The sequence below is a fragment of the Allomesorhizobium camelthorni genome (assembly GCF_011045125.1).
Lineage (GTDB): Bacteria > Pseudomonadota > Alphaproteobacteria > Rhizobiales > Rhizobiaceae > Allomesorhizobium > Allomesorhizobium camelthorni.
Window position 1 is genome coordinate 103,819 of record NZ_JAAKZF010000008.1, and the last position, 20,841, is coordinate 124,659.

Sequence of the window (20,841 nt, forward strand, 5' to 3'; positions counted from 1 at the left end):
GTCAGGCTCCCCTGGTCTTCATGCGTTCGTGGAGAAGAAGGCAGACGAGGCCGGGCAGCTTGAGCGCCTCGGCGGCCTCGACGCGTTCCGGCGTGTAGTGGCCTGCTGCGTTCAGGCAGTTGATGGTGCCGGCGACCTCGCCGTCGATCAGGATCGGCACGTTCATGACGCTCTCGCAGCCGAGCGACCGGATCAGTTCCCAGTCGTCGAAGACGGCCTTGATGCCTTCGATGTCATTGGCGACGAATGTCTTCTTCTCGCCGATCACCTGGCGCGACCAGTCGGTCTCGTTGGCAGGCTTCGTTCCCGAGACCGGATAGGCTTCCGGCATGTTGGAGTAGACCCGCGCATTGACGCGTTGCGCGCGGTCGCTGGTCATGATGGTGAAGAGCTTCGCGCCGACCAGCTGCTGTGTCAGTGCGCAAAGGCCATCGAAGACGGTCTGCAGCTGCGGGCCGGCGGCCCCCGCCGCCGTCAGGAACTTCACATAATCAGGCACTTACATTTTCCTTCTTCATAAGATGGTTGCGCAGCCGCACCTCTTCGGCTGTGACGACCGGGACCGCGCCGATCAGGCGGCGCGTATATGCGTGGTCGGGGTCGGAGAAGACCTTTCCGGTCGGATTGAGTTCGACCAGCCGGCCGCGTTCGAACACGGCGACCCGATCGGCGATGTTGCGGACGACAGACAGGTCATGGGTGATGAAGACGTAGGTGAGGCCGCGCTTGCGTCGCAGATCGTTGAGAAGCTTCAGCACCCTGGCCTGCACCAGCACGTCGAGCGCGGATGTCGGCTCGTCGAGCACGACGAGGTCGGATTCGCAGGCAAGCGCGCGGGCAATCGCCACGCGCTGACGCTGTCCGCCAGAGAGAGATGCCGGGGAGCGGCCGGCATAGTCCGCCGGCAACCCGACCTCCTCCAGAAGCTGTCCGACACGGTCGCTGCGCTGCGATCGTTCGCCCAGGCCATGCACGTCGAGCGGCAGACGCAACGATGCACCGATCGATCGTTGCGGATTCAGGGAGGAGAGCGGGTTCTGCTGGACGAGTTGGATCGCCCGGCGGTGCGCGAGCTCACGCTTCCCCGGCAGCACCTCTCCGCGGAAGGAGATCGTCCCGATCGAGGGCGGATAGATGCCGAGGATCATGTTGGCGAGGGTCGACTTGCCGGAGCCGCTTTCGCCTACGACCGCAAGGCATTCGCCTTCGTCCACGTCGAGTGAAACTTCGTCGACCGCACGCACCTCGTGCTTGCTCTGGGCGAAGATCTTGGAGACATCGTGCAGTGATAGCAGATGCGTCATCCCGTCACCTCCGGTTCGGCGCAGCCCTCATGGACCACGAGCGGCTGGAAGTAGTCCTCCGACACGTCGTCGATCTCGGGAACGCCCTCGCCGGTGATCCGGGGTACTGCCGCGAGGAGTGCGCGCGTATAGGGATGACGCGGATCGGCGAAGAGATCCGCCGTGCGGCCATGTTCGACGATCCGGCCCTTGTAGATGACGTAGACCCGGTCGGCGAACTCCCGAACGACGCCGAGATTGTGCGAGATGAAGAGCACCGAGGTGTGGTGCTTTGCGACGAGGTCGCGCATGAGTTCCAGCGTCTGCGCCTGCACGGTGACGTCGAGGGCGGTGCCCGGCTCGTCGGCGATCAGCAGCGAGGGTTCGTTGGCCAGCGCCATGGCGATCATGACACGCTGGTTCATCCCGCCCGAAAGCTGGAACGCATAGGAATCGAGCGCCCGGTTCGGGTCGGGGATCGCGACGTCGGCAAGAGCGGCGGCCGCCTTCTCCCGCGCCGCGGCCGGAGCGATGCGGGGCTCCGCCCGCTTGAGGACCTCGTGGAACTGCTCGCCGATGCGATAGACCGGATTGAGGGAGGACATCGGGTCTTGGAAGATCATCGAGATGCGGTTGCCTCGCAGGCGGTGCCGTTCCGCCTCCGTGAGCTTGGCAAGAGCGCGGCCCTCGAATGCAACGAGACCGGAGACCCGGGCACTGCGTGTCTGCTGCAGGAGACCGAGGATGATGCGCGCAGTCACCGATTTGCCGGAGCCGGATTCTCCGACCAGCGCCACGCGCTCGCCCTTGTTGATATGGAGCGAAATGCCATGCAGCACGTCGATCTGGCCGGCCCAGCCGCGGAAGGCAAGGTACAGGTCGCGGATCAGCAGCGTCGGCGCGGTCATTGTTCGGCTCCGAGCACGTCCCGCAAGGCATCGCCGAGCAGGTTGAAACCGAAGACCGCCACGAGGATCGCAAGGCCCGGGAAAACCGTCAGCCACCAGGAATCAGGCAGGTACTTCGCGCCGTCGGCCACCATGGAGCCCAGATCCGGCGTCGGCGGCTGCACACCCAGCCCGAGGAAGGAAAGCGAGGAGGCGATCAGGATGACGAAGCCGAGGTCGAGCGTCATCTTGGTGAGGATCGAGGGCACGCAGTTCGGCAGTATCTCTCGGAAGATCATATGCGCCCTGGAGGCGCCGATCACTTCCGCCGCCAAGACATAGCCCTCCTCCTTCTCCGAGCGGGTGAGGTTGTAGACGAGCCGCGTGTACCAGGGCCACCACATCACGGTGACGGCCAGCATGCCGTTCGTCAGCGTCGGCTCCAGCAGCCCCATCATCGAGAGCGCCAGCACCAGCGGCGGGATCGACAGGAAAACGTCGGTGATGCGCATCAGCACATATTCGATCCAGCCGCCGACATAGCCCGCTACGAGACCGATCGTGACACCCACCGGCACCGCGATCGCCAGCACCACGACGCCGAGGAGCAGCGAGATGCGGTAGGCGTAGAGGATGCGCGAGAAGAGATCACGGCCGACCAGGTCGGTTCCGAAGATGTAAGGCCATTCCGGTGCCTTGTTGAAATTGGCGAAGTCAACGACCGCGCCGCGATGGCTCGGGAAAGGCGCGATGAAATCGGCGAAGACCGCCGACAGCACCACGGTTCCGACCAGGATCAGCCCGAGCACCGAGAGCGGATTGCGCAGGAGGATGAAGAGCGTGCGCTTCATGTCGCCCTCTGCGAATAGCGGATGCGCGGATTGATGAAGGCAATCAGCAGGTCGACGACGATATTCACGATCAGGAACATGGCCGAGATGATGAGCACCGTGCCCACGATCGCGTTCAGGTCCTTCCTGAGGATGACAGCGACGCCGTAGCGCGACAGACCCGGCCAGGCGAACACCGCCTCGACGAGGAAGGCGTTGCCGAGCATCGCCGCGAAATCGAGGCCGATGATGGTGAGCGACGGGATGAGCGAAGGCCGGAAGGCAAAGCGCCACGCGATCTTGCCTTCCGGGAAGCCGTAGGATTGCGCCATCTCGATGTACGGCTTGTCGTAGGTCTCCACCATATTGGAGCGCGTCAGCCGCGCGGCTTGCCCGATCCCCGACAGCGCCAGCGCGAAGGCCGGCAACACGATGTGCCAGGCGGCATCGGCGAAGGCGGAGAGGTTCCCGGCGAGCAGCGTGTCGATGAATAGAAACCCGGTGACCGGCTCGATCGTGTAGCTATCAGTGATGCGCCCGGCGATCGGGAAGAGCGGCAGGAAGAACGCGAAGAGCAGCATCAGGATGACCGCCCAGACGAAGCTCGGTGCGGATACGCCGAGCAGCGTCAGAAGCCGGATGAGGTTGTCGGCCCAGGAGCCGCGATAGCGCGCCGAGATGATCCCGAGCGGCAGGCCGATGAGGATCATCATCAGCCCGGCCACGACGATCAGTTCGAGCGTGGCGGGGAGGAATTGCGCGATGTCGGCGGTCACCGGCCGGTTCGTGTACAGCGAGATGCCGAGATCGCCCCGCAGCAGGTCGCGGACGAAGTAGCCGTACTGGACAGCGATCGAATCGTCGAGATGCAACCGCTCGCGGAGCATGGTGATCTGCTCGGCCGTCGCATTGGGCCCGAGAGCGATGCGCGCGGGGTCTCCGGGAATAATCCGGGCAATGGCAAAGATCAGCATGGAGACCCCCACCAGCACGATCAGCGAAGTCCCTAGCCGCTTCGCTAGGAGGCGGACGATAGGCGGCATCATTGTTTGTCCGTTGTGAAGGACCGGCGCCAGCCGCCGGCCCTGCCGGTTGCGGGCGCTATTCGCCCGTCATTTCCATCAGCCGGAACGAAAAGCCCATTCCATCCAGTCCAAAGGCCTTTTCCGGATCGCTGAGAGCCGGTGCCTTCACACGGTTGGAGGCGGCAAAGAGCGATTGGCGGTCATAGCCGTAGATTGTCGGCGCGATCTCCATCAGTCTGTCGTTGAGCTCGGCATAGGTCGCCTCGCGCTCCGCAGGATCGGTGACCGTGCGGCCCTTTGCCAACAGCTCGTCGACCTTGTCGTCCTTCAGATACTCTGGCGACTGCCACGTTCCCGCGACCGAGGAGTGGTACATCGGGTAGAGCAGCGTGTCGGGATCTCCGGTGACCGCGTTCGCGAAGATCTGCGAGATGTTGGGCGTGTTCTCGGGCTTTGCGACCTGCTCCGTGAACAGTGCCCACGGCACCTTGCGAATCTCCGACTTGATGCCGAGTTCGGCGAAGTTCGCCTGCATCAGCAGCGCGAAGCGCTCCTCGATCGGCACTTCGCCGATCCACGACAACTCAAGCGTGAAGTCCTCGGGGCTGTACTTGCAGTCGGCCAGGTGCTGCTTGGCGGCTTCGAGATCGCGCTGAAGCATCTCCTCGGCGGCGCCGAACATGCCGACAGGGATGCCCCCCGTCGAGGGGCTTCCCTGTGCGACATCGTCAGTCACGGCGACCATGGTTATGCCTGCCGCGTAGTCATAGGCCTTCGCCAGTGCCAGACGGCAGTTGACGTCGTCGAGCGGCGGCTTCTGCGTGTTCATCTTGATATAGAAGGCGCCGCCGCCAGTCTCTGTCAGGATCTGCGCTCCGTCGGCTGCGAGCGACTTCAGCACTTCCGGCGGCAGCCACTGCGAGGATATGTCGTGCTCGCCCTGGGCGATGAGCGTCCGCACGGTCGCGGCTTCCAGGCCGTAGCGCAGGCGGACCTGATCAGGAGCCTCTTCCGGCACGCCGAGGAAATAGTCCCGGTTCTTCTCCATGACCGTTTCCTGCTGCGGATTGTGAGAGACCACCTTGTAGGCGCCCGTTCCCGCGCTGTTGCCGGAGAGATAGGCCTGGCCCCAGTCTTTCATCTCACCCTCGCCTTCGCCGAGGTTTTCCATGACGAGCTTCTTGTCGACGATCGGCAGGCGCACGAGCGATGCCTCAAAGGGCGAATAGGCTTCGGTCAGATTGAAGCGGACGGTATGTTCGTCGATCGCCTCGGCACTTTCCACCTTGTCGAACACGAAGGACAATCCCTGCCCGAGTTCCTTCATGCGCTCAAAGGAGAATACGACGTCCTCGGCGGTTAGCGGGTTGCCGCTCTGGAAATTCACGTCGTCGCGCAGCTTGAAGATGAAATCCGTGCCGTCGGCCTCCCAGCTTTCAGCTAGATGCGGCGCATAGCCCGGTCCGCCCTGCACAGGCAGGACGAGCGTATCGTAGACGTTGAACATCAGGATCGAGTCGGCATAGTCGGACGCCTTGCCCGGGTCGAGTTCGCCGACGGCCACTTCGTCCAGGCGCAGGAGGGTCTGCGTTGATGCCTTAGCGACCATCGCCGGCGTCAGCATCGTTGCGGCGAGAAGCGCTGCCGCGAGAGGTCTTGCAGTAATTTTCAAGACGGTTCCCCTTTTGTTTTCTTCGGTTTGGCAGTTCCAGTCCCGGTCCTGGGCGCCTTGCGCAGAACCGGATGCACATCCTCCGCTTCCGGATCGTCGCCGAAGACGTCCATCGTGCAGGTGTGCAGGATGGTGGCCGGCAGGCCGGTGTGGTTCCAGGACGAATGGATCCTGGTGGACGGAAAATGGAGCGAGTCTCCTGCTTCGAGGATGTTGATCTCCCCTTCGATCTCGACGGTGATCCCGCCTTCGAGAACATAGAAAATCTCCTCGCCCTCATGTGCGATGGGCTCGGAGCGATATCCGGGCGGCTCGTGAATGATGACGCTGCGCAGCACATTTCCCGGGAAGGAGGTGGATAGGCGTTCATAAACAAGTGAATTGCCACCGATCGCATAGTGCGGCCGCTGGTCGTGGCGGGTCATCGGCGCGGTGACCTTGGGCTGCGACAGGAACGCACTGACATGCGTCTTCAGGACACGCGCGACAGAGACAAGCGAGGAAAGCGACGGTGTCGTGATGCCACGCTCGATCTGGGAGATGAACCCTACTGAAAGCCCGGCCGCGTCCGCAACCTCCTTGAGCGTCAGTTGCAGCGCCTGCCGCCGTGCGCGGAGTCTGTCCCCGAGAGGCACTTCGCCAGGGACGTTTCCGCCGATGTCGAAGTCGATCTGATCGGCCACGCCGCTCGCCCTTTCTTTAGTATTTCTAAAACGTGACTGAGGCCGAATGGCTTGTCAAGGATGATTTTAGCTAAACTAAAACGCGTGCAGTGGCTGAGAGGTCGGCGTTGGTGTCGGCCGCTGATCCCTTGAAAGTGTCGCGAGCGTGGCTGTCTGATAACCCGGCGAACTGCCTGTACACTCGACCCAGTCATCCGAAAATTCGCAGAGATTAGGCTCTCAGCCGCCTCTCGGCCTGGCTAGGCCAGATCGCAACGTTCCCATTCAGTATGAATGTTGAATGTAACCCGGTCGGCAGCGACCAAGTTGGATGATCACCGCCAATCCCACATCCATAGCAGCCTTTCCCGCGCCCTGTCCCCTGCCCCAGCGGCCGGTTGCGCCGACCTTTGCGACATCTGGCGTTTACCCCGGACAACGAACGATTCCGCACTTGTGCACAGACCGTGCTTCGGCGTGATTCAGAATGACCGAGCGTGACTGAAAGTGATACACAACCACCCATCCGGCGATCCGACGCCCTCGCGCGCCGACATCGACATGACGAAGACGATCATCGAAACGGCACGGCCGCTCGGCATCACTGTGCACGACCACATCATCGTCGGCAAGAAGGGGCATGCAAGCATGAAAGGCCTGCTGCTGATCTAGAAAATTCGGGTGAGGCCGACCTGACTGAATCTCGGCACACCCTGGCCTAGCCCGGCTCGCTTGGCGTATGCCCGGATGTGACCGCAATGGTGATCGCGATCAGGCTGAGCATGGCGAGCGCGGCGCGGGCGACATGCGAATATTCCCAGACGTCGCGCAGGCTTTTCCACTCACCGGGTTCCGTCTTCGGCGCGAAGGCCGAAAAGAAGGTCGAGCCCAGGCCCGAGAGCTCGACATCCCTCACCCAGAAATTGTTCACCGGATGGGTGAAGACCCAGTAGATGCCGTGCACCGCAACGAGCAGCGCGAGCGCTGAAAGCGTCCACAGGAAGCGCGAGCCGCCGAAGGGCGTCAGGTACAGGAGCAAGGCAAGCGCGAGAATGCCGAGGATTTCGGCCCCGCCGCCAATCGTGAAGCCGGGATAATAAATCGTCTGGACCGCGAAATACTGCTCCCTGTCGAGCCGCAGCTTTCCGGGAAGTTCGAGCGCGTGGGCGAGCGTGAGCGCCATCGTGATGGCCACCAGAATGACTGCAACGACTTCCACGAACCGCACCATGGCACCGGACCTCCGCAGCATCAGCTAAGGCGACGCTTCTTCGCGTCAACCATTCGCAGCCCCAAAACTGCAACCGAGAATAAGCGCTTAAGTCGATTGCGGTAGGAGTGTCAGGACAGCGGCATCTCGACGCCGCATGCGCCGGCAAGGCCGGCAACCGCCTCCTTGACGCCCGAAAGATTGAAAATCGCGTCGCCGCGCCCGGCCAGGAAGCCGAAGCGCCAGGATAGCCGCAGCCGCTTCGCCTGGAGCAGGCGGGCAACACCTTCGTTGCCGTCCCTGGAAAAGCCGCGTCCCTGGAAGCCGGGTGTCCACTGTTCGTCCTGCGCGGGGCCGTTGTCGAGCCGCACAGAGACATTGATCGCGCTGCTCGCCGAGACCGGATCTTTGAGCTGGAGCAACTGGCTCCAGCGCGGCGCTACGCCGGGATGGCAGGCGATGGTCAGGACCGGGTGATAATCGATGACACGCGACGAACCGATGCTCAGCGTGTTGAGGGAGAAGATCGAAGCGGTGATCTGCCCGTTCGGCCCGTTGCCCAAGCGCCATGTGTGGCGTCCCTGCCCGCTTGCCTGGACCGCGCCGAAAAGGCAGATCGCTGCCGCAAGCGCGGCATGTGAGAGGATTGCGATGGCGCGTGTCGTCATATGCTGTCCCGGGCCGCATGCGTGCACGAGATATTGCATGGCGCGCCGCCATTTGTCACCGAGGCAGGCCGGCAAAGCAAAAAGGCCGCTGTCTCCAGCGGCCTCTGCATCGTCCGGCTTGTGCGCCCGCACTATTCGGCGTCGGCGTCCTTGGCTGCGGCCTTCTTCTTCGGGGCAGCCTTCTTCTTCGGCTCTTCGGCCGAGGCGTCGTCGGCCTTCTTGGCCGCCTTCTTCGCCGCCTTGGCAGGCTTGGCGCCCTCGGCCTCCTCGTCGTCGGCCATCAGCTCGTCCTTGCTCACCTTCTTGTCGGTGACGGAGATCTGCGTCATCAGATGATCGACAACCTTCTCTTCGAAGAGCGGCGCGCGCAACGTCGTCAGCGCGTTCTGGTTGTTGCGGTAGAAGTCGAAGACTTCCTGCTGCTGGTCGGCGGGGTAACGGCGCACGAACTCGAACAGGGCGCGCTGCAATTCCTCGTCCGAAACCTGCACGCCGGCCTTCTCGCCAATCTCGGCAAGCACCAGGCCGAGGCGCACGCGGCGCTCGGCCAGGCGCTGGTACTCGGCGCGCGCTTCCTCTTCCGTGGTCTCTTCGTCGGCAAAAGTGCGGCCAGCGGCCTCGAGATCGCGGTTCACCTGGTTCCAGATGTTGGTGAACTCGGCCTCGACCAGCTTGGACGGGGCTTCGAACGAATAGGAGGCATCGAGCTGGTCGAGCAACTGGCGCTTGACCTTCTGGCGCGTCATCTGGCCGAACTGGCTTTCGATCTGGCCGCGCACGATCTCGCGCAGGCGCTCGAGCGATTCCAGGCCGAGGTTCTTGGCGGTCTCGTCGGTGACTTCGAGCCTGCCCGGCTTCGACACTTCCTTGACGGTGACGTCGAAGGTCGCTTCCTTGCCGGCCAGATTGGCAGCGTTGTAGTTTTCCGGGAAGGTCACGGTGACGAGCTTCTCGTCGCCGGCCTTGGCGCCGATCAGCTGGTCTTCGAAGCCCGGAATGAACTCCTTGGAGCCGAGCACTAGCGGCTGGTCGGTGCCGGAACCGCCGGCAAAAGCCTCGCCGCCGATCTTGCCGACATAGTCGATGGTGACGCGGTCGCCTTCTTCGGCCTTGCCCTTCTTCGGCTCGTAGGAGCGCGAGGATTCGGCGATACGGTTGACCTGCTCGTCAACTTCCGCTTCCGCAACGTCCACCACCGGGCGCGTGACCGAGATTTTGGAGAAATCCTGGATCTCGATGGGCGGAATGACCTCATAGGCGAGCTGGAACTCGAAGTCGGCGCCGCCGGCCAGGATTTTTTCCGCTTCCTTCTCGTCCTCGGTCATGGTGACCTCGGGCCGCATGGCGGCCTTTTCGCCGCGCTCGGCGATGATGGTGCGGGTGGAATTCGACAGGATCTCGTTCACCACCTCGGCCATGAAGGACTTGCCGTACACCTTGCGCAGATGTTGCAGCGGCACCTTGCCGGGACGGAAGCCGTTGATGCGGACCTTGTTCTTGGCTTCGGAAAGCCGCGCAACCAGCTTGGCTTCCATATCTCCGGCAGGCACGGTGACCTTGATTTCGCGTTTCAGACCGGAGTTCAGTGTTTCGGTAACCTGCATCATCAAACCTTTGTTTTCACGAATGCGGCAGCGCCAACGACGCCATGCCGTTCAGCCTGCCGGAAGTCTCGTGCCGGGTGTGGCTTTTGGTGCGGGTTGAGAATCTGAGCGCCGTTGCTCCCAGCGGCGAACGAAATGCTCTGATTGCGCTCCAAGAATGCGAGTAAGTCTTTGTTTTTCCTGCTTCTTACCACATTCGTCCGAAGCGGACCGTCATATCCCGTCACATTTGACACGCCTTTTGTCACAGGAGGCGTTGTTTTTCAACTCTCTTCGCAATTCCTGACATAGTTGTCATTTCGGCCTCGACATTGACAGAATAATGGCCACATGAGATTGGCCAGGCATGCGGATGTGGCGGAACTGGTAGACGCCCTGGATTTAGGTTCCAGTGCCGAAAGGCGTGGGGGTTCGAGTCCCTTCATCCGCACCAGCCCTCTCTTGCCCGGCGCCGAGCGTGCCACTCCGACCTGCCGCTCGCGCGAAACCCAAATGGCCGCATTTCCGTGCCTGGTCGGTGGCGGCTGGAGGCTCCGAAAGCGGATGAGACCACGACTTTCGATTTTCACCTGTCTAGCGCTGGGCCTTCTCTGGCTCGCGCCGGCTCACGCCCAGGGTTTCGAGGATCTGAACCGTCCGCTGCCCGACGTCTTCCGCCCCGGCATCACCGGCTGCGGGCGCGACCGGCCTTGCGATTGGCAGGAGCCGGAGATGGGGCGGCAGGAGCCCAGATACGAGGTCAATAAATACCGCCAGCCGCGCATCGAGTACGATGTGAGGGTTCCGACCATGCGTCCCGCCGAGCAACCGCTTGGGCGAGGCCGGCTTGCCACCCGCCAAGGGATTATCCAGGCTCACCGCATCTGGTGCACGGATCGCTACCGCTCCTATAACCGCCGCGACGATACCTTCCAGCCCTACTACGGCGCGCGCAGGCGGTGCATCTCGCCCTACGTCCGCCTGGACTGAAACCTGTTATCCCTTCTTCGGAAGCTTGCCGATCAGTAGAGCGGCTCGCGGAAAAGCATTGTGTCGCCGTCCATCAGCGCCTTGATCTGCGCCGTGCCGTCCTCGGCGACTGCGGCCACGATGTTGAAACTGCGCACGCGCATGTCGCGCTCGATCGCCAGCCCCTCGCCTTCCGGGAGATAAAAACGTTCGATCCCGTATTCGACATTCAGCGTATCGATCTTGCCGAGGCTGCGGCCGTCATCGACCATGCCGCGGATGTCGATCTCGCTATCTCCAGGCGGCGTCGGCGGACGTTCGTAGAGCGAGGCCGAGACCATCTTCCAGATTCCGTCGCCCTCCTTCTTTACGCGCACGAAGACCGGACCCGCCTCGGTCCATTGTGCGCCGGATGGCACATTGCCGATCATCGACACCGGAATGTTTGAAATGTCGTAGCCGAGGCGGACATAATCGCCGCGCAGGAGATCGCGCGGATCGACGGGCTCGACTTTCAGAATCACCTCCTGCCCGTCTCGCAGGACAGCCGCGCGGCCGGCGATGATGAAGGACAGGAAGCCGATCTGGACGAGCGCCAGGACGATTGCGGAAATTAGCAGGCGGTGCTTTTTCATCAGGCTGCTCCCCCTTGCAACAGCGCCGCATCGTTCATCCGCCTTTCCACCCTGATGATGAGAAGGGCGACAAGGCCGAGCGCGAGGCCAGACGCCAGGAACAATCCGGCCGTCCCAAGCATGGTTCCGACGGTGACGACATAGACGAACGCCATTTGGCAGCTGAAGCCGAGATAGGCGATCCAGCGCAGGCCGCGGCTTTCACGGCCGCCGAGCACGACCGCGGCGGCGATGCCGGCAAAGCCCACAAGCGCTGCGGCGACCAGAGGCGCTGTCTCATCGACCAAGTCGAACTGAAGGATGGTCATGCCCGTCAAAAACCCGACAAGCGCATGGACAGGCATGTTTCCGTCAATGCGGGCAATCCTCTCGACCGCTTCAGGAGCGTAAATGGCAGCGGCGAACAGCGCAGCCGAAACAAGCGCCAGCACGGCGGGGATAACCAGCATGTCGTGATGCACCGCCAACAGGGTGACGTAGAAGATCAGGGAGAGCAGCAGCAGGTTTCGCGACGCGCGGCTTGCCGTCCAGTAGGACAAGAGCCAAAGGCCGGCCGCGACTACGATGAATGACTGCGGGACACGGGTCTCGCTCCACAATGCGACGCCCTCCAGGAACAGCCAGGAAGCGGCGAGGCCGACGGCGGCGACGGTCAGCGGACCCGAGCGCAGGGCGGACGCGGCAAGCGCCGTGCCAGCGCACCAGATCAGGACGGCGTCCGCCTCATTGCCGGACAGATGATACATCTGCCCTATCAGCGCGATCGAGCCGCCGAATGCGGCCGCACCGATTAGCCAGACACCTTCGGCGATCGCGCTGTTCCCGCGCAATTTCAAAAGCGCGCCGCCGACATAGGCGGCGAATATGAAGGCAAACAGCACCCCGACGCGCAGCAGGCGCGGAAACGCTTCCCAATTGGCGGCTATGACCAAGAGAATGGCCGCGCCGAAAAGCAGCGCCGCCATGATTGCGAGGACGGAACCGAAGCTCAGCGATTTGCGCTCATTGGCCTCAACATCGCGGCGCAACGCGTCCGCGGCCGCCTTGTCGATGAGGCCCAATTCCGTCCAGCGAAGGATGTCTTGCCGCACACGCGACCCATAACCCGCCATCGTTTCCCCTTACCCAAGCGTCAACTTTACGCCTTTAGTCTAAAGCGCTGACGCAACGGCATTTTTGCGACTCGCCTAATTTTAGCCCCAACCGCTAAAACCGATTAATGTTGCAATGCACAATTTGCATTGCTGCCATGCACCAACAGCACTTTTAATCCGAGTCAGGTGCGCCTATTTAGACTTCGTACAAGAGACAGAAGAAAACGAACCAAAGACGAAACGAGAATACCATGAACCTGATCCGCAACTACCGCAACTGGCGCCGCTACCGGGAAACCGTTTCCGAGCTGAGCCGCCTGTCGAACCGTGAGCTTTCAGACCTCGGCATCGGCCGCAGCGACATTCCTTTCGTCGCGCGCAAGTCGGTCTGACATCCGGGCCATTGACGGCCCTGTCCGCTAAGCAAGAAAAAGAGAAACTGAAATGAACCTGATCCGCAACTACCGCAACTGGCGCCGCTACCGGGAAACTGTTTCCGAGCTGAGCCGCCTGTCGAACCGTGAACTCACCGACCTCGGCATCAGCCGTGGCGACATCCATCGCGTCGCGAGGAAGTCGGTCTAACGAATTTCGCCAGGGTCGACCTCCTCCCCGACCCTGACGGATACGGTCAGCTTTCACCTCCTCCCGATCGCTGGCCGGCACAAAACGACACCCGCCGGACCTCCTCCCCCGGCGGGTGTTGTCTCCCAAAAGGGCCCAGCTTCCCTCAATAAGCGACAAGAATTTCGTCAGAACCTACCTCCTCCCAGGAACTGACGAATACGGCCGGCTTTCACCTCCTCCCGATTGCTGGCCAACAAAACGACACCCGCCGGACCTCCTCCCCCGGCGGGTGTTGTCGTTTTGGCGCTTCCGATGTGCTCAGCGCACGCCCATGACGCCGCGTTTCATCCATTCCGACAGAGGCATGATATCCGGCGGCCCGCCCATGGGCTCATACCAGCTGTCCACCGTCCATTTTTTCCCTGACTTGTCCCGCAACACCGCTGTCGAATGCGGGTAGCGCCCGTCGAGAAGGAAGCCGCGCGTGACGTTGCGTTCCACGGTGTGATGCTTCAGAAGCCCGAGCCGTTGGAGATAGAGCAGAAGCGAGCGGGTATTGGTCGACTCGTCGACGCAATCCATCTGGCCGCGCCTGGCGTACTGACTGGCATCCGACTTCGGCTGGTCACGTGTGCCGATCACTCCTGCGGCACGATCCTCGTAGTACCGAACCGCCCTTGATACAGCGGCGCGTTCCGCTTTCGGAGACGAGGCGCCGGCCGCCATGATCCTCGAAAAGCGCCTTCCATCGGCGCCCCCAAGATCCAGGCCCGACCTGAAATGGCATCCGAATCCATGACAGATGTCGATACGTGTCGTACCGGCCTTGGTCGCCTTCGTGGCGAGTTGCCCGGCAACCGAGACACTTCCTGCAGCAAGGCAAACGAATGCGATGACGGCGACGTGAGCGAGGAAGCGATCTGCCATGCGTATTTAATAGCGGCGGCGCGCACGAACGCCAATGCCGTCGGTGAACAACGACGAAAGCCATCGGAATATGACGGCGGGTTTCCTTGCATTTCCGGGCTCCCGGGACTATCTCGGCTGCCATGAAAATGAAACCCGTTCACATTGTCGGCGGCGGCCTGGCCGGCTCGGAAGCGGCTTGGCAGGCGGCGCAGGCCGGCGTGCCCGTCGTTCTGCACGAGATGCGCCCTGTGCGCGGAACCGAGGCGCACAAGACCGACAGCCTCGCCGAACTGGTCTGCTCCAATTCGTTCCGATCCGATGACGCTGCGGCCAACGCCGTCGGCCTGCTGCACGCCGAAATGCGGCTTGCCGGGTCGCTGATCATGCGTGCGGCCGACGCCCACCAGGTGCCGGCCGGCGGCGCGCTTGCCGTCGATCGCGACGGCTTCTCGGCAGCCGTCACCGCCGAACTCGAAGCGCATCCGCTGATCACGATCGCGCGTGAAGAAGTCACTGGCCTGCCCCCGCGGGATTGGGGCCAATCGATCATCGCCACCGGGCCGCTGACGGCGCCTTCGCTGGCCGAGGCGATCGCCGAGACGACAGGCGCCGACGCGCTGGCCTTCTTCGACGCCATCGCTCCGATCATCCATTTCGACACGATCGACATGGATGTCTGCTGGTTCCAGTCGCGCTACGACAAAGTCGGACCCGGCGGAACCGGCAAGGACTACATCAACTGCCCGATGGACAAGCCGCAATACGAGGCGTTCATCCAGGCGCTGCTCGACGGCGGCAAGACCGATTTCAAGGAATGGGAAGGCACGCCCTATTTCGACGGCTGCCTGCCGATCGAGGTCATGGCCGAGCGCGGCGCGGAGACGGCGCGGCACGGGCCGATGAAGCCGATGGGCCTGACCAATGCGCATAATCCGCAGATCAAGGCCTACGCAGTGGTGCAGCTGCGCCAGGACAATGCGCTGGGCACGCTCTACAACATGGTCGGCTTCCAGACCAAGCTGAAGCATGCCGAGCAGGTCCGCATCTTCCGCATGATTCCTGGACTCGAAAACGCCGAGTTCGCACGGCTCGGCGGCCTGCACCGCAACACCTACATCAATTCGCCGGTGCTGCTCGATCCCTCGCTCCAGCTCAATGGGCGCGAGGGCCTGCGTTTCGCCGGCCAGATCACCGGCTGCGAGGGCTATGTGGAATCGGCGGCGGTCGGCCTGCTCGCCGGGCGCTTCGCCGCCGCCGAACTGCAGGACCGGTCGCCTTCTGTACCGCCGGTCACAACCGCGTTCGGCGCGCTGCTCAACCACATCACCGGCGGGCATATCGTTTCCGACGACGAGCCCGGCAAACGCTCCTTCCAGCCGATGAACATCAATTTCGGCCTGTTCCCGCCGGTCGAGGCGCAAAAGTCCGAAGGCAAGCGCCTGCGCGGCAAGGAAAAGATCGTGGCCAAGCGCCATGCGCTGACCTCACGGGCGCTGGCCGATTGCCGCGACTGGCTTGGGCTGGAGCAGAGCGCACAGGCGGCGGAGTAATCACTCCGCCGCCTGCATCTTCTCCTTCGCCAGCGCGTCCGCGCCCGACAATCCCGGCTTGCCCGCCTCGCCAGGGTTCCTGCGCACATAATCCGCCTTGAGGCTTTCGGAAGTCTCGCGCGAGCCGTCATGGCTCCAGCCGGGCGGCGCGAACAGATAGCCGAGGCGCTGGCGAAACGTCAGGCCGGGCGCGAGCGCATCCCTGAACATGCCGATCCATTCGTGGAAAGCCACCTTCAGCGGGTTGAAGGTGCCGAGATTCTTGACGATGCCGTAGCGCGGCCGGTCCTCTTCCAGTTCCTCGACGAAAGTGCCAAACATGCGGTCCCAGATGATCAGTGTGCCGGCGTAGTTGGCGTCGAGGTAGCGCGGATTGGTGGCGTGGTGGACGCGGTGGTGCGAGGGCGTGTTGAAGATGAACTCGAACCAGCCCCACATCTTGCCGATCGTCTCGGTGTGGATCCAGAACTGCCAGACCAGGTTGAAGCCGAAGACAAGGGCGATGACTGCCGGATGGAAGCCGAGCAGGACCAGGGGCGCCTGCAGCACGAACATGCCGGTGAACAGGCCGGTCCAACTCTGACGCAGCGCCGTCGAAAGATTGTAATGCTGGCTGGAATGATGGTTGACATGCTCGGCCCAGACCCAGCGCACACGATGCGCGATGCGGTGGTAGAAATAGTAGCGCAGATCGTCGAGCAGGAAGGCGGCCACAAACACCCAGACCGACAGGCCGAGATCGAAGAAGCGGAACTGCCAGACCCAGATCAGCGCGGTGTAGGAAACCACGCCGAGCAGCAGCCCGGCCACGACATTGCCGGTCCCCATCATCAGGCTGGTCAGCGTGTCGCGTGTTTCGAAAGCGCCCTTGGCGCGGCCGGTGCGCACCAGCCACAGCTCAATCAGGATCGCGGCGACGAAGAACGGGATCGCGAGTTCGGTGACTTTCGGAAAATCATTGGCGTCCATGGCTCAGGCCTTGCCGGTTGCGGAATTGAGGGATGGATCAAGCGCTTCGGCGACTTCTCGCGCCGCCGAGGGCTCCGCGAAAACAAACTCGCCGCCCGGCCAGGTGAAGTCGCGGAAGCGGATCGAGACTTTGTTACCGGCCAGCGTCAGCCTCTTGATGTCCCGCGACGAGACGATCCGCGTCAGGAATTTGTCGCCGATCACGCCGACTATCCCCGTGCCGGACCCGTGGAGCGAGATGAACGCCGCCTTCCCGTCGGACGTCAGCCGCACCGCCGCGGCCTTCTCCGCCGGAAAGTCGAGCAGGAAGCGCTGCAGCGCCTCGTCTTCACTGGAAATGCTGGCCCGCCTGCTGCCGCCGGTGAAATGCACGGCGGCCACCGCCAGGGAGATCCCGACGGCGACGATCGCGACGAGTACGGGCAGGCTCATCGGCCGCATTCTCCTCCCGCCCGGAATACCTTTTCGGTAACCGAACAAGGCAAGGCGTAGCACGATTGACGTTTACGTCAAGGAGGACCGCGCCGGCCATCCGCGCCACGCACGTCGCAACAGCAGCCATTGCCTGCGCCATGCGGAGAGTTCGGCGATCTGACGCAGCGGATCGAAGTCCGGCCGGCTCAGAAGTTTGAGATATGCGCCGGTCAACGCAAGCGGCAAATAGGCCGGACGCAATGCCTGCGGCAGCTTGGATGCTTCCTGGTCGAAGGCGTTGAGATGCTCGTTTGCCAACGCGATCATGGCCGCGACTGCGCTTCGCGCGCCTGCACCGCCATCGCCGGCAATGAATTCTTCCGGCGACGAGCCGGCAGCGGCGAGAATGTCGCGCGGCACGAAGCACTGGCCGCGCCCGCGGTGGATCGGCAGCATCATGAGGAGCCCGGCAATGGCCTGGGCACACCCTGCCCTGCCCGCCAGTTGCGCACATTCCGGCGCGGCGCGTGGGTCGAGTATCATGGCCGAAAGCTGGATGATCGCGCCTGCCGTCTCGCCGCAATAGCCCTCGAGATCGGTTCGCGACGGCATCGGGTCGTCGTAGAGATCGAAAATCCGCGCATCGAGGTAATTTTCGAAGGCGGCCAAGGGCAACGCATGCTTCACGATTGTTTCAACCAGCGCGTCAGCGAGCGGATGTCCCGTTGCCGGGTTGCCGGCGGCGATCACGTCGCGCCACCATTGCAGCCTTATCTCGCCCGGCAGCGCTTCATGGATCCGGTCGCGCACCCCTACGATCTCGGCATTGAAGGCGTAGAGCGAAAGAAGCGCGTCGCGCTTATCGGCCGGTGCGTACAGCGCGGAAAGATAGCGATCGCGGTCGGCCGTGCGCACAGCCTGTATGACGATCTCGCCATTGCCGGCCATTTTCAGTCGACAGCGATCAGGGCCGCCGCGACGGCGCGATCTTCGGCCAGAAGCACATTGTAGGTTCTGACCGCCGCTCCGGTGGACATCGCGTCAGCCGAGATATTGTTCTCCTTGAGAACGTCCCTGAGCGGCGCCGGCAGACGCCGGATGTCCTTGCCGGTGCCGACCAGCAGGATCTCGACCGCCTCCGCCTCGGCGAGGAGCCGGGCGAAGTCCGAGGGCTTCAGGTCCAGAGGGTTGGCAGGCTCCCAGGCATAGACGCCGGACGGCAGGCACAGGATCGAGCCGCGATGCGACATATCGGCAAAGCGGAAGCCGCCATTGCCATAGGCTTCGACCGGCGCCCGCCCCGGAAAATGCGCCTCGCGAACGACGATGCCCGCAGCCATGCCGGTCAGGGTTTCGACGGCTGCGCCGTCGTCGGAACCGGGGCCTTGCTTTCCGTGTCCATCATGCCGGGGCGCAGCTTGAACAGGATCAGCAGCGGACCGGCGACGAACACGGACGAATAAGTGCCGAACAGGATGCCGAAGATCATTGCAAAGGTGAAGGACGCGATGACCTCGCCGCCGAATATATAAAGCGCAAACAGCGCCAGCAGCGTCGTCAGGCCGGTCAGCACCGTTCGCGACAGCGTCTGGTTCATCGAAAGGTCGAGCAACTCCGGGATCGGCATTTTCTTGTATTTGCGGAGATTCTCGCGGACGCGGTCATAAACGACCACGGTGTCATTGATCGAATAGCCGACGATGGTGAGGATGGCCGCGATGCTGGTCAGATTGAACTCGATCCCGGCCACGACATATAGGCCGACCATGGCGATGACGTCATGCACCGTCGCGATCACGGCGCCGAGGCCGAACTGCCACTCGAAGCGTATCCAGATGTAGACCAGCATGGCGACAAGCGAGGCGAGCACGCCCATCGTGCCGGCCCAAGCGAGTTCGCTGGAGACCGTCGGCCCCACCACCTCCACACGGCGGATATCGTAGTCATCTTCAAGCGCCATTCGCGCCTTCTGCAAAGCGGATTGTTCGGCATTGTCGCCGCCACCCTGCGACTCGATCTTGATGAGCAATTCGCGCTGCGAGCCGAATTCCTGGACCTGGACGTCGCCGAGATTGAGTTCACCGAGCCGTGCGCGCACATCGCCAGCATCGGCCGCCGGCGCTTTTGCCTGCACCTCGATCAGCGAGCCGCCGAGGAAGTCGACGCCGTAATTCATGTCCTTGGTCATGAACAGAACCGCGGTGCCGATGGACAGAATGGCCGACAGCGTGAACGCGTATTTGCGCATCGACATGAACGGAATGCTGGTGTTGTCCGGCACCAGCTTTATGAAACCTTCCGGAATCTGCGTCGGCCGCGCGCGGCGCAACCAAAGCGCGATCATCCAGCGCGTGAAGGTGAAGGCGGTGAACACGGTGGTGACGATGCCGATGGCGAGCGTCACGGCAAAGCCGCGGACCGGGCCTGAACCGAGATAGAACAGGATGACGGCGGCGATGAAGGTGGTGACGTTGGCGTCGACCACGGTGGCGAGCGCTCGCGAGAAGCCGGCGTCGAGCGACTGCACGAGCGACCTTCCCGCGCGTCTCTCTTCCTTGACGCGCTCATAGATGATGACGTTCGAATCGACCGCCATGCCCATGGTCAGGATAATGCCGGCAATGCCCGGCATAGTCAGCGTCGCGCCGAGCACGGACAGGAGAGCAATGATCATCGCGATATTGGCGATGAGCGCCAGGTTGGCGATTATGCCGAGGCTGCCATAGGCAACGACCATGAAAATGAGCACGAGCGCGCCACCGATCATGGCTGCGATCTCGCCGGCTGCGATCGAATCGGCTCCGAGGCTTGGACCGACAGTGCGTTCCTCGACGATGGTCAGATCGGCCGGAAGCGCGCCGGCGCGCAAAAGCACTGCCAGGTCATTGGCGCTTTCGACGGTGAAATTGCCGGAAATCTGGCCGGTTCCGCCGAGGATGGGTTCGCGGATCTGCGGCGCCGAGATGACCTGGTTGTCGAGAATGATGGCGAACAGCTTGCCGACATTCTGCTGCGTCGCCTGGCCAAAGCGTGAGGCGCCCTTGGAGTCGAAGCGGAAGGAAACGACGGCTTCGTTGGTGCGCTGGTCGAAGGTCGCCTGCGCATCGACGAGGTTCTCGCCCGAAACGATGACGCGGTTTTCGATCAGATACGGAACCGGCGGATCGTCCTGCGAATAGAGCACCGACGAGCCGGCCGGCGGGCGGCCCTCGATCGCCTCCTGTACAGGCACGGTCTGGTCGACCATCTGGAAGGTCAGCTTGGCGGTTTGGCCGAGAATGTCCTTCAGCCGCTGCGGATCCTGCAGGCCCGGAACCTGGACGAGAATGCGGTCGACGCCCTGGCGCTGGATGATCGGCTCGGTCGTGCCGAGTTCGTTGACGCGGCGACCGACGACTTCGATGGACTGGATCACCGCCGTTCCGACGCGGTAATCGATACCCTCGTCGGTCAGCGTGTAGCGCAGAAGGCCGGGTTCCGGCTCTTCGAGAGACATTTCGGTGATCGAACCGGTGCCGAACAGATTGGCGGCAACAGGTTGGACCAGGGCGTTCAGCGCTTCCTTAGCCTTCTCGACCTCGTTGGCCTCACGGATACGAACCTGGATAGTCCTGCCGGAGCCGGACAGCCCGGTATAGCCGATCCTGGCGTCGCGCAGCAGGGTGCGGATATCGTCGCGCGCCGACTGCAGGCGCTCATTGATAAGATCCTGCCGGTCGATGGCGAGCAGGATGTGCGAACCGCCCTGCAAATCGAGGCCGAGCGTCATCGAGCGCTTGGGCATCCAATCGGGAAGCGCATCGAGCGTCGATTGCGAGAACAGGTTCGGCGCAGCGAAGATCAGCCCAAGGAGGACGACCGCCCAGATCGAAACCGTCTTCCAGCGCGAAAAATAGAGCATTGTGCCTCGTCAG

Annotated in this window: 22 protein-coding genes, 1 tRNA gene and 1 pseudogene; 6 read left to right on the forward strand and 18 right to left on the reverse strand. The window is 62.8% G+C overall.

Translation table 11 applies throughout. The annotated features are described in order from the left end of the window. Position 1 precedes the first annotated feature (1 nt). From G6N73_RS09275 to G6N73_RS38250, 7 genes are read right to left on the reverse strand one after another with little or no spacing between them, the layout of a single operon-like run. Entirely contained in the window at positions 2-499 is a 498-nt protein-coding gene (locus G6N73_RS09275) for a GAF domain-containing protein (protein ID WP_206078762.1), read from the reverse strand. Further along, positions 492-1,304, reverse strand: coding sequence for an ABC transporter ATP-binding protein (locus G6N73_RS09280; RefSeq protein ID WP_165026486.1), 813 nt, complete (start codon positions 1,302-1,304; stop codon positions 492-494). The genes G6N73_RS09275 and G6N73_RS09280 overlap by 8 nt, the downstream gene beginning before the upstream one ends. Next, positions 1,301-2,191, reverse strand: coding sequence for an ATP-binding cassette domain-containing protein (locus G6N73_RS09285; RefSeq protein ID WP_165026489.1), 891 nt, complete (start codon positions 2,189-2,191; stop codon positions 1,301-1,303). The genes G6N73_RS09280 and G6N73_RS09285 overlap by 4 nt, the downstream gene beginning before the upstream one ends. Then, positions 2,188-3,021, reverse strand: a complete 834-nt coding sequence (locus G6N73_RS09290; RefSeq protein ID WP_165026491.1) for an ABC transporter permease — start codon at positions 3,019-3,021, stop codon at positions 2,188-2,190. The genes G6N73_RS09285 and G6N73_RS09290 overlap by 4 nt, the downstream gene beginning before the upstream one ends. Continuing rightward, positions 3,018-4,046: an ABC transporter permease gene (locus G6N73_RS09295; protein ID WP_246251814.1), complete on the reverse strand. Its 1,029-nt coding sequence runs from the start codon at positions 4,044-4,046 to the stop codon at positions 3,018-3,020. The genes G6N73_RS09290 and G6N73_RS09295 overlap by 4 nt, the downstream gene beginning before the upstream one ends. Before the next feature lie 55 nt (positions 4,047-4,101). Further along, a complete protein-coding gene (locus G6N73_RS09300; protein ID WP_206078763.1) occupies positions 4,102-5,697 on the reverse strand; it encodes an ABC transporter substrate-binding protein in 1,596 nt (531 codons plus the stop codon). Beyond that, the gene (locus tag G6N73_RS38250; RefSeq protein ID WP_165026494.1) at positions 5,694-6,380 is read right to left on the reverse strand and encodes a cupin domain-containing protein; all 687 of its coding nucleotides are present in this window, start codon (positions 6,378-6,380) and stop codon (positions 5,694-5,696) included. Before G6N73_RS38250 ends, G6N73_RS09300 begins: the two co-directional genes overlap by 4 nt. Before the next feature lie 480 nt (positions 6,381-6,860). Here G6N73_RS38250 and G6N73_RS09310 point away from each other — a divergent pair. Beyond that, positions 6,861-7,031: pseudogene (locus tag G6N73_RS09310) on the forward strand (JAB domain-containing protein); the annotation flags it as partial. 46 nt (positions 7,032-7,077) lie between these two features. On the opposite strand, the gene G6N73_RS09315 reads toward G6N73_RS09310, so the two are convergent. The 3 genes from G6N73_RS09315 to tig form a co-directional block, all read right to left on the reverse strand. Next, complete coding sequence (locus G6N73_RS09315) at positions 7,078-7,590, reverse strand: DUF1772 domain-containing protein (RefSeq protein ID WP_165026496.1); 513 nt, start codon at positions 7,588-7,590, stop codon at positions 7,078-7,080. A gap of 110 nt (positions 7,591-7,700) precedes the next feature. Next, a complete protein-coding gene (locus G6N73_RS09320; RefSeq protein ID WP_165026497.1) occupies positions 7,701-8,237 on the reverse strand; it encodes a hypothetical protein in 537 nt (178 codons plus the stop codon). Positions 8,238-8,368: 131 nt separating this feature from the next. Continuing rightward, entirely contained in the window at positions 8,369-9,841 is a 1,473-nt protein-coding gene (tig, locus tag G6N73_RS09325; RefSeq protein WP_165026712.1) for a trigger factor, read from the reverse strand. 348 nt (positions 9,842-10,189) lie between these two features. Here tig and G6N73_RS09330 point away from each other — a divergent pair. Beyond that, positions 10,190-10,274: transfer RNA gene (locus G6N73_RS09330), tRNA-Leu, on the forward strand. 110 nt (positions 10,275-10,384) lie between these two features. After that, positions 10,385-10,810, forward strand: a complete 426-nt coding sequence (locus tag G6N73_RS09335; RefSeq protein ID WP_165026500.1) for a BA14K family protein — start codon at positions 10,385-10,387, stop codon at positions 10,808-10,810. A 32-nt stretch (positions 10,811-10,842) separates the two neighbouring features. Here G6N73_RS09335 and G6N73_RS09340 read toward each other — a convergent pair whose 3' ends face one another. Together G6N73_RS09340 and G6N73_RS09345 are read right to left on the reverse strand one after the other, a co-directional pair. After that, positions 10,843-11,424, reverse strand: a complete 582-nt coding sequence (locus G6N73_RS09340) for a GDYXXLXY domain-containing protein (RefSeq protein ID WP_206078764.1) — start codon at positions 11,422-11,424, stop codon at positions 10,843-10,845. Then, entirely contained in the window at positions 11,424-12,536 is a 1,113-nt protein-coding gene (locus G6N73_RS09345) for a DUF2157 domain-containing protein (protein ID WP_165026502.1), read from the reverse strand. The genes G6N73_RS09340 and G6N73_RS09345 overlap by 1 nt, the downstream gene beginning before the upstream one ends. A gap of 233 nt (positions 12,537-12,769) precedes the next feature. Here G6N73_RS09345 and G6N73_RS09350 point away from each other — a divergent pair, with 233 nt between their 5' ends. Together G6N73_RS09350 and G6N73_RS09355 are read left to right on the forward strand one after the other, a co-directional pair. After that, positions 12,770-12,910, forward strand: a complete 141-nt coding sequence (locus G6N73_RS09350) for a DUF1127 domain-containing protein (RefSeq protein ID WP_008838146.1) — start codon at positions 12,770-12,772, stop codon at positions 12,908-12,910. A gap of 52 nt (positions 12,911-12,962) precedes the next feature. Next, positions 12,963-13,103, forward strand: coding sequence for a DUF1127 domain-containing protein (locus tag G6N73_RS09355; RefSeq protein ID WP_165026504.1), 141 nt, complete (start codon positions 12,963-12,965; stop codon positions 13,101-13,103). A gap of 300 nt (positions 13,104-13,403) precedes the next feature. Here G6N73_RS09355 and G6N73_RS36790 read toward each other — a convergent pair whose 3' ends face one another. Next, positions 13,404-13,727, reverse strand: coding sequence for a hypothetical protein (locus G6N73_RS36790; protein ID WP_246251816.1), 324 nt, complete (start codon positions 13,725-13,727; stop codon positions 13,404-13,406). Between the two features lie 407 nt (positions 13,728-14,134). Between G6N73_RS36790 and trmFO the strand changes: the two genes are divergently transcribed. Beyond that, positions 14,135-15,544 carry a methylenetetrahydrofolate--tRNA-(uracil(54)-C(5))-methyltransferase (FADH(2)-oxidizing) TrmFO gene (trmFO, locus tag G6N73_RS09365; RefSeq protein WP_165026508.1) on the forward strand — a complete coding sequence of 470 codons (1,410 nt, stop codon included), beginning with the start codon at positions 14,135-14,137 and terminating at the stop codon, positions 15,542-15,544. Here the strand turns inward: trmFO and G6N73_RS09370 are convergent, their stop codons facing one another. The 5 genes from G6N73_RS09370 to secDF all read right to left on the reverse strand — a co-directional run bounded on the left by G6N73_RS09370 (position 15,545) and on the right by secDF (position 20,828). Then, positions 15,545-16,513, reverse strand: a complete 969-nt coding sequence (locus tag G6N73_RS09370; protein ID WP_165026511.1) for a sterol desaturase family protein — start codon at positions 16,511-16,513, stop codon at positions 15,545-15,547. A 3-nt stretch (positions 16,514-16,516) separates the two neighbouring features. Further along, on the reverse strand, positions 16,517-16,945 hold the full coding sequence (locus tag G6N73_RS09375; RefSeq protein ID WP_165026514.1) for a hypothetical protein: 429 nt from the start codon (positions 16,943-16,945) through the stop codon (positions 16,517-16,519). A 72-nt stretch (positions 16,946-17,017) separates the two neighbouring features. Continuing rightward, entirely contained in the window at positions 17,018-17,875 is an 858-nt protein-coding gene (locus G6N73_RS09380) for a phytoene/squalene synthase family protein (protein ID WP_165026517.1), read from the reverse strand. Positions 17,876-17,877: 2 nt separating this feature from the next. Then, the gene (locus G6N73_RS09385; protein ID WP_165026519.1) at positions 17,878-18,267 is read right to left on the reverse strand and encodes an Mth938-like domain-containing protein; all 390 of its coding nucleotides are present in this window, start codon (positions 18,265-18,267) and stop codon (positions 17,878-17,880) included. A gap of 5 nt (positions 18,268-18,272) precedes the next feature. Next, positions 18,273-20,828: a protein translocase subunit SecDF gene (gene secDF, locus G6N73_RS09390; protein WP_165026522.1), complete on the reverse strand. Its 2,556-nt coding sequence runs from the start codon at positions 20,826-20,828 to the stop codon at positions 18,273-18,275. Positions 20,829-20,841 lie beyond the last annotated feature (13 nt).

Excerpts from the sequence above, each read along its gene's own strand:
- G6N73_RS09355 (WP_165026504.1), top strand. The coding sequence starts at position 12,963 with ATGAACCTGATCCGCAACTACCGCAACTGGCGCCGCTACCGGGAAACT.
- G6N73_RS09290 (WP_165026491.1), bottom strand. The coding sequence starts at position 3,021 with ATGAAGCGCACGCTCTTCATCCTCCTGCGCAATCCGCTCTCGGTGCTC.
- G6N73_RS09380 (WP_165026517.1), bottom strand. The coding sequence starts at position 17,875 with ATGGCCGGCAATGGCGAGATCGTCATACAGGCTGTGCGCACGGCCGAC.
- G6N73_RS09315 (WP_165026496.1), bottom strand. The coding sequence starts at position 7,590 with ATGGTGCGGTTCGTGGAAGTCGTTGCAGTCATTCTGGTGGCCATCACG.
- G6N73_RS09345 (WP_165026502.1), bottom strand. The coding sequence starts at position 12,536 with ATGGCGGGTTATGGGTCGCGTGTGCGGCAAGACATCCTTCGCTGGACG.
- G6N73_RS09340 (WP_206078764.1), bottom strand. The coding sequence starts at position 11,424 with ATGAAAAAGCACCGCCTGCTAATTTCCGCAATCGTCCTGGCGCTCGTC.
- secDF (WP_165026522.1), bottom strand. The coding sequence starts at position 20,828 with ATGCTCTATTTTTCGCGCTGGAAGACGGTTTCGATCTGGGCGGTCGTC.
- G6N73_RS09295 (WP_246251814.1), bottom strand. The coding sequence starts at position 4,046 with ATGATGCCGCCTATCGTCCGCCTCCTAGCGAAGCGGCTAGGGACTTCG.
- trmFO (WP_165026508.1), top strand. The coding sequence starts at position 14,135 with ATGAAAATGAAACCCGTTCACATTGTCGGCGGCGGCCTGGCCGGCTCG.
- G6N73_RS09320 (WP_165026497.1), bottom strand. The coding sequence starts at position 8,237 with ATGACGACACGCGCCATCGCAATCCTCTCACATGCCGCGCTTGCGGCA.
- G6N73_RS09285 (WP_165026489.1), bottom strand. The coding sequence starts at position 2,191 with ATGACCGCGCCGACGCTGCTGATCCGCGACCTGTACCTTGCCTTCCGC.
- G6N73_RS09370 (WP_165026511.1), bottom strand. The coding sequence starts at position 16,513 with ATGGACGCCAATGATTTTCCGAAAGTCACCGAACTCGCGATCCCGTTC.
- tig (WP_165026712.1), bottom strand. The coding sequence starts at position 9,841 with ATGCAGGTTACCGAAACACTGAACTCCGGTCTGAAACGCGAAATCAAG.
- G6N73_RS09350 (WP_008838146.1), top strand. The coding sequence starts at position 12,770 with ATGAACCTGATCCGCAACTACCGCAACTGGCGCCGCTACCGGGAAACC.
- G6N73_RS09375 (WP_165026514.1), bottom strand. The coding sequence starts at position 16,945 with ATGAGCCTGCCCGTACTCGTCGCGATCGTCGCCGTCGGGATCTCCCTG.
- G6N73_RS09335 (WP_165026500.1), top strand. The coding sequence starts at position 10,385 with ATGAGACCACGACTTTCGATTTTCACCTGTCTAGCGCTGGGCCTTCTC.
- G6N73_RS09280 (WP_165026486.1), bottom strand. The coding sequence starts at position 1,304 with ATGACGCATCTGCTATCACTGCACGATGTCTCCAAGATCTTCGCCCAG.
- G6N73_RS09385 (WP_165026519.1), bottom strand. The coding sequence starts at position 18,267 with ATGGCTGCGGGCATCGTCGTTCGCGAGGCGCATTTTCCGGGGCGGGCG.